This window comes from Pseudomonas sp. FBCC-B1667, from assembly GCF_059133255.1.
The window spans coordinates 2716730-2733265 of the sequence record NZ_CP101437.1 but is presented as its reverse complement, the minus strand read 5'-3'; the positions used below and the strand labels follow the sequence as shown (position 1 = coordinate 2733265).

The following is a 16536-nucleotide window of genomic DNA, read 5'->3' as shown; positions in this document are numbered from 1 at the left end:
GGGAGGGGAAAAATGCTTTCAGAGCTTTGGTCTTATGACATGCACATGTCTTAGCCTCATCTCGACTACGCTAAACACGACATGCATTTTTGTATGCGTGCTGAACTGAGTTAGGAGCTTAGGTATGGAAGCGGGCTGGGTTTTTGGTATAGGTACTATCGCAGCGACGCTACTGGGGCCAATTTTGGCTGTCCAAGTCCAGAAATTTTTAGAAAGAAGGGGTGAAACCCGTAATGAAAAAATGTGGGTTTTCCGCAATCTAATGGCTACGCGTGGAGTGACATTGGCACCGGAACATGTTCGCGCGCTAAACATGATTGATTTGGCATTCAACGGCGGCAAATCAAACCAACGTACAAAAACTGAAAATGACGTTTTAGATGCTTGGAAGGAGTATCTCGCACATCTAAACACACCCTACAACGAGACAAATTTCGAAAGGTGGGTCGAGAAAAAACAGGCGTTGTTCGTTGGGTTGCTAGGCTCAATGGCATCGGATCTTGACCTTCGTTACGATCGAGTACTGCTTCGCGATGGGGCCTACATGCCAAAGGGCTATGCTGATCTAGAGAATGATCAGTATCTGCTCAGGAAATTGACGATTAAGGTTCTCTCCGGGGAACAGCCGGTCAGCATGAAAATCACTGATTTCCCGGTCAATGAAGACCTGCTGGTTTCTCAGCAAAAGCTACAGGAAGCATTAACAAGAACGCTTTCTGACCAAGGTCAACTCAACGTTCGAGTTCAGCGATCGGCTGGCACCGACAATCGAGAGAATGGAGCAGCACAATCCTAGGACACAATGGTGACAGATCTATTTATTAAAATAGCCCCGTCACCTTTTTTATTTGTGTTAGTACCCACCCTCCTTCTTAAAGGAGTTTATTTTTGAGCTACAAAACGTGCCCGCCACCATATATAGCCGAGCCGTAGATAAATCAGTCTCGGTTTCTTGTATAACACGATAGAAAACGCCAGCACGCGTAGGACTTTTCAACTACAAATTTCTTTATCTACTGTAAGAAAAATCCGTATTTCATGAAAATCTTAATTACAGAATACAAGCTAAAACATTCCGAATAGAATCCATTCAACACTGAAATATAGTACCCAATCGCCAAGAGCAAAAAAAAGGAACCGTTCGCATGGCTAGTCATGGTTATATGAGCATCACTGGGAAACGCCAAGGTTTGATTTCTGCTGGCTGCTCAGGCCTAAGTTCTATAGGCAACAAATGTCAGATTGGCCATGAAGACGAAGTCATGATTTTGGCTTACTCCCACAATATGATGACGGGTAGTGATGGCGGAGTTTCTGGCGGCCGGGGCAATCACATGCCTATTATGATCACCAAAAATATTGATAAATCCTCACCACTACTGGCCAGTGCACTGCATGAGCGCGAGGAAGTAGAGTGCACAATCAACTTCTACCGGACCTCGCCGGCTGGCGGACAGGATAAGTATTACTCAATACGACTCACAGGGGCAAAAGTCGTACACGTTAGTCTCCAAGTACCTCATTCCATTCATATGAACGACGCGGAACCACAAGAACTAGTATCGATCCGTTATCGCGATATTAGCTGGACGCACATTCAGGCCGGTACAAGTGCTTACAGTACTTGGGGAAATGAGGATGAGTAAGGAATCCTGTGACATCCACGACGTGACTAAAGCTGCGTCCGATCTTGTGACGTTCGGGTGCACTATTAGCGCTGCGCAGTTGTACGATAGTTTTTTGCAGCTGCAATTTAGTTCGATCGTTTCATCTTTTGCTAACGAGATTGTCCAGGCGGTTGATGAACGCTTGATCAGTGCGCGACAGGGTTTGCAAAAGATCAGAGACGAGTATGTCGAATTATCATCCAAAGCGATGTTTTACACTCAAAATGGCATTGGAATTTTAGCGGGAGTACTGCAGATCCAAACCGGGGCTTCATCACTTGGAAATTCAAGAGGCATTAAATTAACCAGTGGCTTAACCTATATCGCCCATGGCGCTAATAATATTTATGAAAGTGCAGGAAATATATACAACGGACCTGACGCATCCGGCACAGTAGGACCGGTTAGGAAAACATATCAATATCTAGCCAAAAACACGAAGGCCGGAAACACTGCCTATTACTCTGTGGACTTAGGGCTATCAGCTTTCGGCGCAATGAGTTTAGTGCGCAAACCTGACAAGCTTGAGCTTTTCAGGAAAGACCCTACCAATTATGAACGAGCTTACAGACAAATGGGAAAGCTGGCACTGGCCTTTGAAGCATTGATCGATACAATCACTATAAAAAACATAGTTGAAGAAACGGCTTTTAAATAAAACACATCATTAAACACATCACTTTTTTCGGCGCAGCTGCATTATATAAATGCATACGCAGGAAAAAACCAGCATAAAAACTGCCACACCAGCAACAAAAGAAAGATCGCCTTGCAGCGAAAACGCCTTATTCATTTGTAGAACGATAACGGTAGCCCACAACAAAGAACCGATAAAAGCGCCAAAATACGCTACCCAAGCAGAATCTCTTCCGGGATTAAAATCACGCCCAAGTGAAACATCAACGTAGCTGGGAAAACAGTAATAAAAGCTAACAAACAACAAAAAAACAAAGAGAACACCTAACACTAACCAATAATAAATGCCATTTAAAGGGATTACACTCTCTATTAACCACGCAACCAATGAAGCATAAAACATGGAAAGCATCACAGCTAGCAAATCCGAAATTAAAACTGTAAAGAAAACCCGCAACCGCATTATTACCCCCTTCAGACAGTCTGATAGTTTTGAGCTTCGATACAATCAGTGCATGCGCCCCAAATTATAAACATATCATTGCTATTTCTCACTTTAACAAACGCCCCAAACGAGCGACGATCCGAATAGCCCTACACGCTACTTCTTTTGATCTTACGTACTTTTCCCAACGGTCCAGACGCAACTCACCAAAACCAAGCCTTTAGAGAATCTCCATAATGGGAGCCTTGTAGATTCAGCTGAGTAATTTTTAGAGCGTCGCAAAAATAAAAAGTCCGAAACCTGAACAGGGATCGGACTTTTATCAATGGGCAAAATCAAGTTGAACGTTGCCAGAGTTAATTGCTATCAGAAGTTAGCCGGGGTGTTGGCGCTGATGATTTCCGCCTCATCCTGGCCAATATTGCGAAACTTGTGCGGCAGGGTTGTCGGGAAGTAATACCCATCCCCAGCATTCAGCACGCTGATCTGCCCATCAACCGTCAACTCAACCGTCCCCCGCGTAACCAGCCCACACTCCTCCCCTTCCGAATGCACTATCGGCTCCTCCCCCGAACTCGCCCCAGGCGCGTATTGCTCGCGCAAAAGCCGCATCTGCCGGCTCGGCACCGAAGCGCCGATCAGCAGCAACCGCAGGCCATGACGCCCAAGATCCGGCTGTTCATTGGCGCGGAATACGTATTGGTGCTCGCGGGGCGGTTGGTCGAAGGTGAAGAAGTCCGCCAAAGACATGGGAATGCCTTCGAGCAGTTTTTTCAGGGAGCTAACGGAGGGACTGACGCGATTTTGTTCGATCAGGGAGATGGTGGCATTGGTGACGCCGCTACGCCGGGCCAGCTCGCGCTGGGACAGTTTGTAGCTTTCGCGTACTAATTTGAGTCGTGAGCCCGTGTCCATGACAGCCTTATGCGAAGAATACTTAAGGGTTATGGGGGTGGATGGCGGGCGACTTTTGGCCGCGAAAGTACCGCTTCCCTGTCCCGGAAATGTGAAAGGCGGGTATTAAATCACGTTTGGTGGTGTTGCTCAGCAGGTTCGATGAATGGGTGGGTGAAAAGGTTGTTTGGGCCTGTAAACAGGGTGTTTGGGTGGGGTTGATGGTGGCTGGTAGGGCCTCATCGCGGGCAAGCCCGCTGCCACGGGGATCTGTGGCGACCACAAGATCTGTGATCGACTGGATCCCACTTGTGGGAGCGGGCTTGCCCGCGATGGCGGTGCGTCAGGCGACATTGATGGCGACTGATCGGGCCTTATCGCGGGCAAGCCCGCTCCCACAGGTTTTGTGCCCGGGTTAGATACCGAACCGATCACGCAGCGCATAGTACGCGGCGCCCATGGCGGTGAGCGGGGCCTGGAAGGTGCGGCCACCGAGCATTGGCATGTGCGGCAACGATGCGAAAGCATCGAAGCGTTCGGCGTCGCCGCGGATCATTTCCGAGATCAGTTTGCCGGCCAGGTGCGAGCAGGTGACGCCGTGGCCGCTGTAGCCTTGCATGTAGTAGGCGTTTTTCTCGATGCGGCCGAATTGCGGCATGCGCGACATGGTCAGCAGGAAGTTGCCGGTCCAGCGATAGTCGATCTTCACGTCCTTGAGTTGCGGGAAGGTCTTGAGGATTTTCGGGCGGATCAGTTGTTCGATGTCGTCCGGTTCCCTCGCGCCGTAGACCACGCCGCCGCCGTACAGCAGACGGTTGTCGGCGGTGAGGCGGTAGTAGTCGAGCAGGTAGTTGCAGTCTTCGACGCAGTAGTTGTTTTTGATCAGGCTGCGCGCAACCTTTTCCGACAACGGTTCGGTGACGACGATTTGCGAGCCGCACGGCATGCTTTTGCTGGTCACGCGATTGTCGAGGCCCTGCGGCAGGTAGGCGTTACCGGCGATCAGCAGGTATTTGGCGCGGACCACGCCTTTGGCGGTGCGCACGGTGATCGGTTCGCCGTAGGTGATTTCCACCGCCGCCGATTGCTCGTAGATCTTGCCGCCCAGGCCGATGATGGCCGAGGCTTCGCCGAGGGCCAGGTTCAGCGGGTGGATGTGGCCGCCCTGCATGTCGAGCAGGCCGCCGACGTAGGCGTCGGAACCGACTTCACGCTTGATGTCGGCGGTGTCGAGCATTTTCAGGTTCTTGTTGCCGTAGCGTTCCCAGCTCTTCTTCTGCTCGGCCAGGCCTTTGAGTTGCTTCTTGTTCATCGCGGCGAAGATGCCGCCCGGCTTGTAGTCGCACTGGATGTCGTAGTGCTGTATGCGCTGACGGATGATGTCGGCGCCTTCGAAGATCATGCTGCCGAGGACTTCGGCGGTCTTGTCGCCGTAGCGTTCTTCGATGACATCGACGTCGCGGCTGTAGGAGTTGACCAGTTGGCCGCCGTTGCGACCGCTGGCGCCGAAGCCGACTTTGGCGGCTTCGAGTACGGTCACGCTGTAGCCCGCTTCCGCGAGGAACAGGGCCGAGGACAAGCCGGTGTAGCCGGCGCCGATCACGCAGACGTCGCATTCCACCAGATCTTCAAGCACCGGGAATTCGCCGGTGAAGTTACGGGTGGCGGCGTAGTAGCTGTTTACATGTGTGGTGTGTTTCATACGTTTCTCCGATGGCCACCGGCAGCGTGCCGGCGACCGTCGCTTTTTTTATAGGTATTAGAGCTTGATCCAGGTCGCTTTGAGTTCGGTGTATTTGTCGAACGCATGCAGCGATTTGTCCCGACCATTACCCGACTGCTTGTAGCCACCGAACGGCGCGGTCATGTCGCCGCCGTCGTACTGGTTGACCCAGACGCTACCGGCGCGCAAGCCGCGAGCGAAGGTGTGGGCCTTGCTCAGGTTGCTGGTCCAGACGCCGGCGGCCAGGCCGAAGATGCTGTCGTTGGCAATCGCCAGTGCTTCTTCAGCGCTGTCGAAGGTGATCAGCGACAGCACCGGGCCGAAGATTTCTTCGCGGGCGATGGTCATGGCGTTGGTCACGCCGTCGAAAATCGCCGGTTCCACGTACAGGCCACCGGTGCTTTCGAGGGTGCGGCTGCCGCCCGCGATCAGTTGCGCGCCCTGGTCTTTACCGACCTGGATATAGCGCAAGACGTTGTCCAGTTGACGCTGATCGACGACGGCGCCGACCGTGGTTTCCGGGTCCAGCGCATGTCCCGGTTTCCAGGCTTGCAGCGCTTCCACCAGCAGCGGAATGAACTGCTCGCGAATCGAGCGTTCGACCAGCAAGCGCGATCCAGCGGTGCAGACTTCGCCCTGGTTGAAGGCGATGGCACCGGCCGCCGCTTGTGCTGCCGCGCGCAAATCCGGCGCGTCGGCGAACACCACGTTCGGGCTCTTCCCCCCTGCTTCGAGCCAGACGCGTTTCATGTTGCTTTGCCCGGCGTAGATCAGCAGTTGCTTGGCAATCGCGGTGGACCCGGTGAAGGCCAGCACGTCGACGTCCATGTGCAACGCCAGCGCCTTGCCGACGGTGTGACCGTAACCTGGCAGGACGTTGAACACGCCTTTGGGGATGCCGGCATCCAGCGCCAGTTGCGCAATGCGGATGGCGGTCAGCGGCGACTTTTCCGACGGCTTGAGGATGAACGAGTTACCCGCAGCCAATGCCGGGGCGAACTTCCAGCTGGCCATGATCAACGGGAAGTTCCACGGCACGATGGCGGCGACGACGCCCGCAGGTTCGCGGGTGATGAGGCCCAGTTGGTCGTGCGGGGTGGCGGCGACTTCGTCGTAGATCTTGTCGATGGCTTCGGCGCTCCAGCGGATCGCGTTGGCGGTCGCCGGGATGTCGATGCTCATCGAGTCGTTGATCGGCTTGCCCATGTCGAGGGTTTCGAGCAGGGCCAGTTCTTCCTGGTGGGCCAGGATCAGGTCGGCGAAGCGGATCAGGGTGCGCTTGCGCTCGGCCGGGGCGAGGTTGGCCCAGATCCCGGACTCAAAGGTGCGGCGCGCGACAGCGACGGCCGCATTGGCGTCGGCTTCGTCGGTGCTGGCAACGTTGGCCAGGAAACGGCCGTCGACCGGGCTCATGCACTCAAAGGTGTCACCGCTGAGTGCCGGGCAATATTGACCGTCGATGAATGCACGGGCTTCGATGGTGAGGGACTGGAAGCGTTGTTCCCAGTCGCTGCGAGTGTTTGTCATGGTTGTGACTCGACGCAGAGGAATTGGTGATCGTTGGATTGATGCCTGTCGGCTAAGGATCAGAAAACAGCAGTCCCTGTGGGAGCGGGCTTGCCCGCGATTGCGGTGTATCAGGCACCATCATTGTTGACTGTGATGACGCCATCGCGGGCAAGCCCGCTCCCACAGGGTTTTGTGGTGGACACATAATTTGTGTATCCACCCTTAACTGACTGTTTTGTGCCAATCAAACCGTGTGCAAGTACCAGTTGTATTCAAGGTCGGAGATGGAGTTCTCGAACTCGGCCAGCTCGCTTTCCTTGCACGCCACGAACACGTCGATGTACAGCGGGTCGATGTAACGAGCCATGACTTCGCTGTCGTCCAGCTCGCGCAGTGCGTCGCGCAGGTTGTTCGGCAGGCTCTGCTCGTTTTGCTCGTAGCTGTTGCCTTCCACCGGGGCGCCCGGTTCGATCTGGTTGGTCAGGCCGTGGTGAATGCCGGCCAGCACCGAAGCCATCAACAGATACGGGTTGGCGTCGGCACCCGCAACGCGATGCTCGATGCGCACCGAGTCCGGCGAACCGGTTGGCACACGCACGGCCACGGTACGGTTGTCGATGCCCCAGCTCGGCGAGTTCGGCACGTAGAACTGCGCGCCGAAACGACGGTACGAGTTGACGTTGGGGCAGAGGAACGCCATCTGCGCCGGCAGGGTCTCGAGCACACCGCCGATCGCGTGTCGCAGCGCGGCGTTCTGCTCGGGATCCTCGCTGGCAAAGATGTTGTTGCCTTCTTTGTCGAGAATCGAAATGTGCACGTGCAAACCGTTGCCCGCCTGACCCGGATACGGCTTGGCCATAAACGTGGTGTCCATCTCGTGGTCGTAGGCGATGTTTTTCACCAGACGCTTGAGCAATACCGCGTAGTCGCAGGCCTTGATCGGGTCGTTGACGTGATGCAGGTTGACTTCGAACTGCGCCGGGGCGCTTTCCTTGACGATGGCGTCGGCAGGGATGCCCTGCTCTTTCGCGCCTTCGAGGATGTCTTGCAGGCAATCGACGTATTCGTCGAGGTCATCAATCAGATAGACCTGGGTCGACACCGGACGCTTGCCCGATACCGGCGAACGCGGCGACTGCGGACGACCGTTCACGTTGTCCTGGTCGATCAGATAAAACTCGAGTTCGAAGGCTGCGCAGATGGTCAGGCCCAGGTCATCGAACTTGCGCACGATATTGGCCAACACTTCTCGCGGGTCAGCAAAGAACGGCTGGCCTTCGAGTTCGTGCATGGTCATCAGCAATTGAGCGGTCGGGCGCTTCTGCCACGGCTCAATGCTCAGGGTGCCGGGGATGGGGAAGCAGATTCGGTCAGAGTCGCCGATGTCCAGACCCAGGCCGGTGCTTTCCACCGTAGATCCGTTGATGTCCAGAGCAAACAGAGACGCCGGCAGGTTAATGCCTTTTTCGTAGACCTTATGAAGACTGGTGCGCTCGATGCGCTTGCCGCGCACCACGCCGTTCATATCCGCAATCAGAAGGTCGACGTACAAAACCTCAGGATATTTCTTAAGGAATGCGTTTGCTTCGTTGAGTTGAACGGCACGCAGAGGGACCGACATGATGCACCTATTTTTTAGCTGTTAATTATTATGTTCACTACCCTTTCACGAGCCCAGTCAACCCGAACGGCAAAGTGAAGTCAATAGCGAACACTTGGACCTTCAACCTTTATTTTTAGGCCTTTTCAGGGGACGAGAGTACCAAACAGGTCGTGCGCACCGCGTAATCACTGAAGATCAGACGCACGGCGTTTAGAATTTTTTACATGGGAGTTGTTAATTAAAATCAACAAGGCTAAGCTCCGGAAAAGCTCGTTCAAGTGTGAAACTTCGAGGTGATAAAAATGGCATTCAAGCCATTGATCGGCGTTACTGCATGCGTCAAACAGATTGGCCTGCACCCCTACCACATCAGCGGCGACAAGTACTTGCGTGCTGTCAACGTCGCGGCTCTGGGGCTGCCTGTGGTCATACCTTCCCTGGGCGAATTGACTGAAATCGATGATGTGCTCGCGCATCTCGACGGTCTGCTGCTGACCGGCTCTCCTTCGAATGTGGAACCTTTCCACTATCAAGGCCCGGCCAGCGCTCCCGGCACGGATCATGATCCGGCGCGGGACGCCACGACCCTTCCTTTATTACGTGCGGCCATTGCGGCCGGCGTGCCGGTGCTCGGCATTTGCCGGGGCTTCCAGGAAATGAACGTGGCGTTTGGTGGCAGCCTGCACCAGAAGGTCCACGAACTGCCGGGCATGCTCGATCACCGTGAAGCGGACAGTCCGGAGTTGGCAGTGCAATACGCACCGGCGCATGCGGTGACGGTGCAACCGGGCGGCGTGTTCGAAGCCCTGGAGTTGCCGACAGAGTTCCGGGTCAATTCGATTCACAGCCAGGGCATCGACAGACTCGCCCCCGGCCTGCGTGCCGAAGCGATTGCGCCGGACGGTTTGATCGAGGCGATCTCGGTGGAGCACAGTCCGACGTTTGCCGTCGGCGTGCAATGGCACCCGGAATGGCAAGTGCTCACCAATCCTCCTTATTTGAGTATTTTCCAGGCGTTCGGCGATGCGTGCCGGCGACGGGCCGCGCTGCGTAAAAGCCGCTGACTGAATAAACAAACAACCGATTACTGCCCCCGCGAGTCAGACGGGCGTGCCTTTGCGCGTCCGCCCCTCGCGACAGCAACACTGCGATAACAACAAGTACTACCAGGCAGCCAGGACGGCGGCGCCGAATAAGCCAAACCGGAATGGGCAACCCGTAGGAGCCGAGCTTGCTCGCGATGGCGGCCGAACATCCAACATTGATGTCGGTTGTCAGGACCTCATCGCGAGCAAGCTCGGCTCCTACAGGGACCGTACCCGGTTCAGGCTTGCAATCAACTATTAAGTCAGGCCGCGTTGGCCCGACGACTGAAACCTGTTGGGAGTTTCAAATGGCAAACGCCTCCAGCACTTACAGGAAGGCTCTTGAAGGTCACCAGACATCGAAAAAGGTGTTGTTGAAGGTCGACCGCGTCACCAAGAAGTTCGACGAAACCTGCGCAGTAGACGATGTCTCGCTAGAGATCCATCAAGGCGAGATCTTCGCCCTGCTCGGCGGTTCCGGTTCCGGTAAATCGACCCTGCTGCGCATGCTCGCAGGCTTCGAGCGTCCGACCGATGGGCGGATTTTCCTCGATGGCGTGGACATCACCGACATGCCGCCGTACGAGCGGCCGATCAACATGATGTTCCAGTCGTACGCTTTGTTCCCGCACATGACCGTGGCGCAGAACATTGCCTTCGGTCTCAAGCAGGACCGTTTGCCCGCCAGCGAAATCGACGCCCGCGTTGAAGAAATGCTGCGCCTGGTGCACATGACCCAATACGCCAAACGCAAGCCGCATCAATTGTCCGGCGGTCAGCGTCAGCGTGTGGCCCTCGCCCGCTCCCTGGCCAAGCGCCCGAAGCTGTTGCTGCTCGACGAACCGATGGGCGCCCTGGATAAAAAGCTGCGTTCGCAGATGCAACTGGAGCTGGTTGAAATCATCGAGCGCGTCGGCGTGACGTGCGTGATGGTGACCCACGACCAGGAAGAGGCCATGACCATGGCCCAGCGCATTGCGATCATGCATTTGGGCTGGATCGCGCAAATCGGCAGCCCGGTCGACATCTATGAAGCACCGGTCAGCCGAATGGTCTGCGAGTTCATCGGCAACGTGAACGCCTTCGACGGCACCGTGGTGGAAGACCTTGAAGGTCACGCGATCATCCACAGCCCGGACCTGGAACAGAAGATTTACGTCGGTCACGGTGTCAGTACCTCGGTGCAGGACAAATCGATCACCTACGCAATCCGTCCGGAAAAAATGCTGGTCAGCACGGTCAAGCCCGAGAACCGCTACAACTGGTCCCAAGGCAAGGTGCATGACATCGCCTACCTCGGCGGTCACTCGGTGTTCTACGTCGAATTGCCAAGCGGCAAAGTCGTGCAGTCGTTCATGGCCAACGCCGAACGCCGCGGCGCGCGTCCGACCTGGGACGACACCGTCTACGTGTGGTGGGAAGACGATAGCGGCGTGGTACTGCGCTCATGAAAACACTCAATCAGCAGTTCATGCGGCTGATGCCGAGTGGTCGAAAGCTCGTCATCGGGGTTCCTTTCCTGTGGCTGTGCCTGTTTTTCCTGTTGCCGTTCTTCCTGGTGATGAAGATCAGCTTCTCGGAAGCGGCGCTGGCCATTCCTCCTTACTCGGAGATCTACACCTACGCCGAACAGAAGTTTCAACTGTTCCTGAACGTCGGCAACTACCTGTTGCTGACCGACGATGAGCTGTACCTCTCGGCCTACCTCGGCTCGTTGAAGGTCGCGTTTTTCAGCACGTTGATGTGCCTGGTGATCGGTTTCCCAATGGCCTACGCCATTACCAAGGCCAACAAGGAAACGCAAAACGTCCTGATGCTGTTGATCATGATGCCGACCTGGACCGCAATCCTGATCCGCGTTTACGCATGGATGGGCATCCTCAGCAACAACGGTCTGCTCAATGCGTTTTTGATGTGGACCGGACTGACCGATCACCCGATCGAGATCCTCAACACCAACACTGCCGTTTATATCGGAGTTGTTTACGCCTACTTGCCGTTCATGGTGTTGCCCCTGTACGCCAACCTGGTCAAGCACGATCAAAGCCTGCTGGAAGCGGGTTCGGACCTGGGGTCGAGCAACTTCAACAACTTCTGGAAAATCACCGTGCCACTGGCCAAGAACGGCATCATCGCCGGCTGCATGCTGGTGTTCATTCCGGTGGTGGGTGAGTTCGTGATTCCGGAACTGCTGGGCGGCCCGGAGACCTTGATGATCGGTCGCGTGCTGTGGCAAGAGTTCTTCAACAACCGCGACTGGCCGGTGGCGTCTGCGCTGGCAGTGGTGATGCTGTTGATCCTGATTGTGCCGATTCTGCTGTTCAACCGCAGCCAGGCCAAAGAGATGGAGGCACGGGGATGAAACGTTTCGGTTTTTCAAAAATGATGCTGGTGTTCGGCCTGTCGTTTATCTACCTGCCGATGCTGATTCTGGTGATCTACTCGTTCAACGCTTCGAAACTGGTGACGGTGTGGGGTGGCTGGTCATTCAAGTGGTACGCCGGCCTGCTCGACAACACGCAACTGATGGGCTCGGTGGTGCGCTCGCTGGAAATCGCCTGCTACACGTCGGTGGCCGCAGTCGCACTCGGTACGCTGGCAGCGTTTGTGCTGACTCGCGTAACACGCTTCAAGGGTCGTACGCTGTTCGGCGGCCTGGTAACGGCGCCGCTGGTGATGCCGGAAGTGATCACCGGTCTGTCGTTGTTGCTGCTGTTCGTGGCGATGGCGCAGTTGATCGGTTGGCCACAGGAGCGTGGCATCGTCACGATCTGGATCGCTCACACCACGTTCTGTGCGGCGTATGTGGCGGTGGTGGTTTCCGCCCGTTTGCGTGAGCTGGACCTGTCCATCGAAGAAGCGGCCATGGACCTTGGGGCCAAGCCATTCAAGGTGTTTTTCCTGATCACCATCCCGATGATCGCGCCATCGCTGGCGGCGGGCGGCATGATGTCGTTTGCCTTGTCGCTGGATGACCTGGTGTTGGCGAGCTTCGTGTCGGGCCCCGGCTCGACGACCTTGCCGATGGAAGTGTTTTCGGCGGTGCGTCTGGGCGTGAAGCCTGAGATCAACGCTGTGGCCAGCCTGATTTTGTTGGCCGTTTCCATCGTGACTTTCATGGTCTGGTACTTCAGCCGCCGCGCTGAGGCGACCCGCAAACGTGCAATCCAGGAAGCGATGGACCAGACCGCCAGCGAGTCGTGGCAGCAACCGAACAAACAAATGGCTGGAGCAACGGCTTAAAGCCGTTGTTGAGTTAACTGTGGCGAGGAAGCTTGCTCCCTCGCCACAGGTTTTGTGTTCTAAATAAAAAGAATGGAGTTGTACCGATGAAAATGTTTGGCAGGACTCTGCTGACACTGTCCTTATTGGGCGCGATGGTTACCGGCGCCCAGGCCAATGACAAGGTACTGCGCGTCTACAACTGGTCGGATTACATCGCCCCGGACACCGTCAAGAAATTCGAAGACGAGACCGGCATCCGCGTGACCTACGATGTGTTCGACAGCAATGAAACCCTTGAGGCACGCTTGCTTGCAGGCAAATCCGGCTACGACATCGTCGTGCCGTCCAACAGTTTCCTGGCCAAGCAGATCAAGGCTGGCGTCTATCAGACGCTGGACAAATCGAAGCTGCCGAACTGGAAGAACCTCAACCCGGTCCTGCTGAAAAACGCTTCTGCCAGCGACCCGGATAACGCTCACGCCTTCCCGTACATGTGGGGCTCGATCGGCATCGGTTTCAACCCGGCCAAGGTCGAGGAGGTGCTCGGCGCCAACGCACCGACCCACTCCTGGGACTTGCTGTTCAAACCGGAAAACGCGGAAAAACTCAAAGCCTGCGGTATCAGCTTCCTCGACTCGCCGACGGAAATGCTCCCGGCCGCCCTGCACTACCTGGGCTACCCGGTGAACTCGCAGGACAAAGGCCAGATCGCCGAAGCCGAAGCGTTGTTCATGAAGATTCGCCCGTCGGTGGCGTATTTCCATTCGTCGAAATACATCTCCGACCTGGCCAACGGCAACATCTGCGTGGCCGTCGGTTATTCCGGCGACGTCTTGCAAGCCAAGGCTCGCGCGCAGGAATCGGGCAACGCGGTGAAGATCGACTACAGCATCCCGAAAGAAGGCGCTGGCAGTTTCTATGACATGGTCGCCATTCCTCGCGATGCGGCGAACGTCGAGAACGCCTACCTGTTCATGAACTTCCTGATGCGCCCGGACATCATCGCAGAGATCACCAACAACATCGGCTACAGCAACGCCAACGCGGCGGCGACGCCTCTGGTGGACGAAGCGATTCGTGATGATCCGGGGTCGTATCCGCCGCAAGCCGTGATGGCGACGCTGTATGCGATTCCGGATATGCCGATTGGCATTCAGCGGGTGATGACCCGGGGCTGGACGCGAGTGAAATTGGGCAAGTAAAAATCTTTAAAGATCGCCCACGTTCCGCGTGAGGTCGATCAGTATCAACGTTTTCCGTTCCCGCAGCGCCTTACCACCGCTGCCGCTCCTGCAGCAGAACGGCCTCACCTGGCTTTCTCGGTTAAGGTGAATTTGGGCGCCCTCCTCGGGCGCCTTTTTTTAGGCGGACACCAGCGGCCATTCGGCCAACGTCCGATAGCGCCCCTTATGCGATTCATACAACACGAACCGATCAGCCCGCACAAAGAACTCGGGCGACGTCGAGGACTCCGGGACCGGCACCCGATAGTCACGCATCAAGGTCAAATGCGGCCGAAACTCCTTCGCCGTCTCCTCCAGCCCAAACGGCAACATCGCCTGTTCCAGTGCATACACCAGCCGCAATAACTCCGGCGGTGCCTGCTCTGGCGCGAGCACCAACACCCCGGCCCTGCGCCAGACCTCCAGCCGATCAAGCAGCACCCTCAACGCCACACCCGGCACGCGAACCTTGGCGGCGGCCGTGCAGATCTCGCCGATCTGCGCCACGCCGACCGAGCCCAAAAACAGCAACGTCAGGTGAAAGTTCTCCGCCGGCACCGGCCGCCCGCTTCGCAGCTGTAGCGCACTGCGCCACCGGGCAATCGCCTTGCGTTGCTCGGGCGCACAATCAAATGCAAAAAACAGCCGTTTGAGTGGTGCATGGGATTCGTCGCTCATGCCTGGCACCTCCTGACATGCACGTTATAGTTGAACCAACCGAAACCAACGGGAGGGGGCCATGCGGCAGATCATCAGCAAAGAGCCATGGTGGGCAATGCCACCGCAACCGGGGCAGGATGAGTCCGAGCTGGAATGGGGCTGGCTGGTTCACTATAGCGAAGGTGAGCCACGTTTCGAGTTCGTCAGGGAGCGGCCGACGGACAACGAGATCCGTCATCGCAAGAGTTGCCGGATCACCCCGAGCGCGGAGTGATCCGGCGGTTTGTGTCAGGACTGATAGAGGATGTTGAAGCCACCGAAGATCATGCGCTGGCCATCGAACGGCATTGAATTGACGTCCGGTTGCATGCGCGGGTCGGCCATCATTTTTTGCATGCCGGCGTTGCGGGTCGACTTGTCTGGCCAGATGATCCAGGAAAACACTACGGTTTCGTCTTCCTTGAGTTTCACCGCCATCGGAAACGAGGTCACTTTGCCGTCCGGCACGTCATCGCCCCAGCATTCAACAATGCTCAGAGCGCCGTTCTCCTTGAAAATCGCGCTGGTGATTTCGGCGTGCTTCTTGAATTGCTCGCGGTTGGCGGACGGTACGGCAATCACACAGCCATCGACGTAGGACATGGTCATTCTCCTGCGGGGGGTTGAGGGTCGATCTGCTGGTTAGTCGATTGCGTCGGGCTCCAATCGACGTCACCGCCTGGCGAACCGACCGACGGTGGCGCGGCGCTCGCCGCCAGGTTGCCCTCGATCTGCCCCGCCATGTACAGCGTCCCCGCCATCACGCCGGTCGTCGGATTCTGCACCAGTTTCAGCCAGGCCTTGTCAAACGTATTGCCCAGGCTGCTGCGAATCAGCGCTTCGCTGTCGGGCCGGTCAGCGGCCTGAATGAGCGCGCGAATTCCGGCCACACCGACGGTGATCAAGCCCCCGGCCAGCTTACCGGCCGCTGCGGCCACCGCGCTGGCGGCCCCGCGCGGGGCCATTTCCGCCTCCATGCGCTGACTGGCACGCTTGGCCACGGGCGCCATGGCGGTGTCAGTCGAGCTGACGCCTTTGTCACCGCCAGCCTTGTGGATTTTGTCGATCAGCGCCGCATAGGCCGGTAGCGAATTCAGCGGCGCCGTGTGGACGACCTGATAAAGCGAGGCGTTGCGTGCGGGTGGCGGCCCGAGGGCGATAGCGGGGATTTTCTGGATGCGGCCGTTGAGCTGGGCCATCGGTATGCCGTGATGCTGAGAAATTTTCTGCAGTTCTTCCTGAAGAATGTCCACGTAGAACGCCGTGGCGAGGCCGAGAATTGCATCGGGATCGATCTCGACCGCCACCGGCGCCAGCACGCGTTGCTGATATTGCTCGAGCAAATACTCTGCCAGGCGCTTGGCCGAGGCATCCTGTTCGCCCTTGGCGCTGATGGTGTACCAACTGACCTTCATCGACAGCCATTCCTGGGTCCAGTAGCTGCTGAACCAGGGAATGAAGTTTTCTTCGGTCAGTTGGTAGACCCGTGTGCGCCAGTAGTCCATGGCGCCACGGGCATAGATTCGGGTCTGTTCGGTGGCTGATTGCGAGGCTTCGACGATTTCGCGATCAACCTGATGCCACGTGCTGTCCGACACCACCACAACCCGCTCCACCACAGGCGCACGCACAGGCGTGGCGCAACCCGCCAACACCACCAACACGGCGACGATCAGCGAACGCAGGTTCAAGATCGCGGTTTCCTACAGTCGCCCTTGGGCAGAATGCCCGGAACTCACAGGCCTATTGGTTTGAGTATAGGTGTCGCAGTTTGTTCGCTGGGAGGAATGGCGTGGTTGAGGGCCTCATCGCGAAGGTGGCCTGAAG

General features: G+C 56.6%; 17 protein-coding genes. 9 read left to right on the top strand and 8 right to left on the bottom strand.

Translation table 11 applies throughout. From position 1 onward, the window contains the following. Positions 1–124 precede the first annotated feature (124 nt). From NL116_RS12340 to NL116_RS12330, 3 genes are all read left to right on the top strand, one after another. Complete coding sequence (locus NL116_RS12340; RefSeq protein WP_494377399.1) at positions 125–796, top strand: DUF6680 family protein; 672 nt, start codon at positions 125–127, stop codon at positions 794–796. Positions 797–1145: 349 nt separating this feature from the next. Continuing rightward, positions 1146–1646 carry an Hcp family type VI secretion system effector gene (locus tag NL116_RS12335; protein WP_494377398.1) on the top strand — a complete coding sequence of 167 codons (501 nt, stop codon included), beginning with the start codon at positions 1146–1148 and terminating at the stop codon, positions 1644–1646. Then, complete coding sequence (locus tag NL116_RS12330) at positions 1639–2325, top strand: DUF4225 domain-containing protein (RefSeq protein ID WP_494377397.1); 687 nt, start codon at positions 1639–1641, stop codon at positions 2323–2325. Before NL116_RS12335 ends, NL116_RS12330 begins: the two co-directional genes overlap by 8 nt. Before the next feature lie 18 nt (positions 2326–2343). On the opposite strand, the gene NL116_RS12325 is transcribed toward NL116_RS12330, so the two are convergent. The 5 genes from NL116_RS12325 to NL116_RS12305 form a co-directional block, all read right to left on the bottom strand. Then, entirely contained in the window at positions 2344–2766 is a 423-nt protein-coding gene (locus NL116_RS12325; protein ID WP_494377396.1) for a hypothetical protein, read from the bottom strand. Positions 2767–3114: 348 nt separating this feature from the next. Beyond that, the gene (locus tag NL116_RS12320; RefSeq protein WP_007946335.1) at positions 3115–3663 is read right to left on the bottom strand and encodes a cupin domain-containing protein; all 549 of its coding nucleotides are present in this window, start codon (positions 3661–3663) and stop codon (positions 3115–3117) included. A 394-nt stretch (positions 3664–4057) separates the two neighbouring features. Beyond that, positions 4058–5344, bottom strand: a complete 1287-nt coding sequence (locus tag NL116_RS12315; RefSeq protein ID WP_494377395.1) for an NAD(P)/FAD-dependent oxidoreductase — start codon at positions 5342–5344, stop codon at positions 4058–4060. 57 nt (positions 5345–5401) lie between these two features. Next, entirely contained in the window at positions 5402–6892 is a 1491-nt protein-coding gene (locus NL116_RS12310) for an aldehyde dehydrogenase (protein WP_494377394.1), read from the bottom strand. Between the two features lie 226 nt (positions 6893–7118). Then, entirely contained in the window at positions 7119–8495 is a 1377-nt protein-coding gene (locus tag NL116_RS12305) for a glutamine synthetase family protein (protein WP_123436074.1), read from the bottom strand. A gap of 284 nt (positions 8496–8779) precedes the next feature. Here NL116_RS12305 and NL116_RS12300 point away from each other — a divergent pair, with 284 nt between their 5' ends. The 5 genes from NL116_RS12300 to NL116_RS12280 all read left to right on the top strand — a co-directional run bounded on the left by NL116_RS12300 (position 8780) and on the right by NL116_RS12280 (position 13989). Next, the gene (locus tag NL116_RS12300; RefSeq protein WP_494377393.1) at positions 8780–9541 is read left to right on the top strand and encodes a gamma-glutamyl-gamma-aminobutyrate hydrolase family protein; all 762 of its coding nucleotides are present in this window, start codon (positions 8780–8782) and stop codon (positions 9539–9541) included. A gap of 329 nt (positions 9542–9870) precedes the next feature. Next, positions 9871–11013, top strand: a complete 1143-nt coding sequence (gene potA / locus NL116_RS12295) for a polyamine ABC transporter ATP-binding protein (protein ID WP_223516038.1) — start codon at positions 9871–9873, stop codon at positions 11011–11013. A gap of 29 nt (positions 11014–11042) precedes the next feature. After that, positions 11043–11924 carry an ABC transporter permease subunit gene (locus NL116_RS12290; RefSeq protein WP_170219144.1) on the top strand — a complete coding sequence of 294 codons (882 nt, stop codon included), beginning with the start codon at positions 11043–11045 and terminating at the stop codon, positions 11922–11924. Continuing rightward, positions 11921–12805, top strand: coding sequence for an ABC transporter permease subunit (locus NL116_RS12285; RefSeq protein WP_494377392.1), 885 nt, complete (start codon positions 11921–11923; stop codon positions 12803–12805). The genes NL116_RS12290 and NL116_RS12285 overlap by 4 nt, the downstream gene beginning before the upstream one ends. A gap of 86 nt (positions 12806–12891) precedes the next feature. Then, positions 12892–13989, top strand: a complete 1098-nt coding sequence (locus NL116_RS12280) for a polyamine ABC transporter substrate-binding protein (RefSeq protein ID WP_494377391.1) — start codon at positions 12892–12894, stop codon at positions 13987–13989. A gap of 159 nt (positions 13990–14148) precedes the next feature. Here NL116_RS12280 and thpR read toward each other — a convergent pair whose 3' ends face one another. Further along, the gene (thpR, locus tag NL116_RS12275) at positions 14149–14688 is read right to left on the bottom strand and encodes an RNA 2',3'-cyclic phosphodiesterase (RefSeq protein WP_494377390.1); all 540 of its coding nucleotides are present in this window, start codon (positions 14686–14688) and stop codon (positions 14149–14151) included. A 61-nt stretch (positions 14689–14749) separates the two neighbouring features. Between thpR and NL116_RS12270 the strand changes: the two genes are divergently transcribed. Next, positions 14750–14944, top strand: coding sequence for a hypothetical protein (locus NL116_RS12270; RefSeq protein WP_494377389.1), 195 nt, complete (start codon positions 14750–14752; stop codon positions 14942–14944). 14 nt (positions 14945–14958) lie between these two features. Here NL116_RS12270 and NL116_RS12265 read toward each other — a convergent pair whose 3' ends face one another. Both NL116_RS12265 and NL116_RS12260 read right to left on the bottom strand, forming a co-directional pair. Then, positions 14959–15312: a DUF1428 domain-containing protein gene (locus NL116_RS12265; RefSeq protein WP_494377388.1), complete on the bottom strand. Its 354-nt coding sequence runs from the start codon at positions 15310–15312 to the stop codon at positions 14959–14961. A gap of 2 nt (positions 15313–15314) precedes the next feature. Beyond that, positions 15315–16400: a hypothetical protein gene (locus NL116_RS12260; protein WP_494377387.1), complete on the bottom strand. Its 1086-nt coding sequence runs from the start codon at positions 16398–16400 to the stop codon at positions 15315–15317. Between the last annotated feature and the right edge of the window lie 136 nt (positions 16401–16536).

Coding starts and splice junctions, on each gene's coding strand:
- NL116_RS12320 (WP_007946335.1), bottom strand. CDS start 3,663: ATGGACACGGGCTCACGACTCAAATTAGTACGCGAAAGCTACAAACTG.
- NL116_RS12330 (WP_494377397.1), top strand. CDS start 1,639: ATGAGTAAGGAATCCTGTGACATCCACGACGTGACTAAAGCTGCGTCC.
- thpR (WP_494377390.1), bottom strand. CDS start 14,688: ATGAGCGACGAATCCCATGCACCACTCAAACGGCTGTTTTTTGCATTT.
- NL116_RS12280 (WP_494377391.1), top strand. CDS start 12,892: ATGAAAATGTTTGGCAGGACTCTGCTGACACTGTCCTTATTGGGCGCG.
- NL116_RS12285 (WP_494377392.1), top strand. CDS start 11,921: ATGAAACGTTTCGGTTTTTCAAAAATGATGCTGGTGTTCGGCCTGTCG.
- potA (WP_223516038.1), top strand. CDS start 9,871: ATGGCAAACGCCTCCAGCACTTACAGGAAGGCTCTTGAAGGTCACCAG.
- NL116_RS12335 (WP_494377398.1), top strand. CDS start 1,146: ATGGCTAGTCATGGTTATATGAGCATCACTGGGAAACGCCAAGGTTTG.
- NL116_RS12300 (WP_494377393.1), top strand. CDS start 8,780: ATGGCATTCAAGCCATTGATCGGCGTTACTGCATGCGTCAAACAGATT.
- NL116_RS12325 (WP_494377396.1), bottom strand. CDS start 2,766: ATGCGGTTGCGGGTTTTCTTTACAGTTTTAATTTCGGATTTGCTAGCT.
- NL116_RS12290 (WP_170219144.1), top strand. CDS start 11,043: ATGCCGAGTGGTCGAAAGCTCGTCATCGGGGTTCCTTTCCTGTGGCTG.
- NL116_RS12270 (WP_494377389.1), top strand. CDS start 14,750: ATGCGGCAGATCATCAGCAAAGAGCCATGGTGGGCAATGCCACCGCAA.
- NL116_RS12265 (WP_494377388.1), bottom strand. CDS start 15,312: ATGTCCTACGTCGATGGCTGTGTGATTGCCGTACCGTCCGCCAACCGC.
- NL116_RS12340 (WP_494377399.1), top strand. CDS start 125: ATGGAAGCGGGCTGGGTTTTTGGTATAGGTACTATCGCAGCGACGCTA.
- NL116_RS12305 (WP_123436074.1), bottom strand. CDS start 8,495: ATGTCGGTCCCTCTGCGTGCCGTTCAACTCAACGAAGCAAACGCATTC.
- NL116_RS12310 (WP_494377394.1), bottom strand. CDS start 6,892: ATGACAAACACTCGCAGCGACTGGGAACAACGCTTCCAGTCCCTCACC.
- NL116_RS12315 (WP_494377395.1), bottom strand. CDS start 5,344: ATGAAACACACCACACATGTAAACAGCTACTACGCCGCCACCCGTAAC.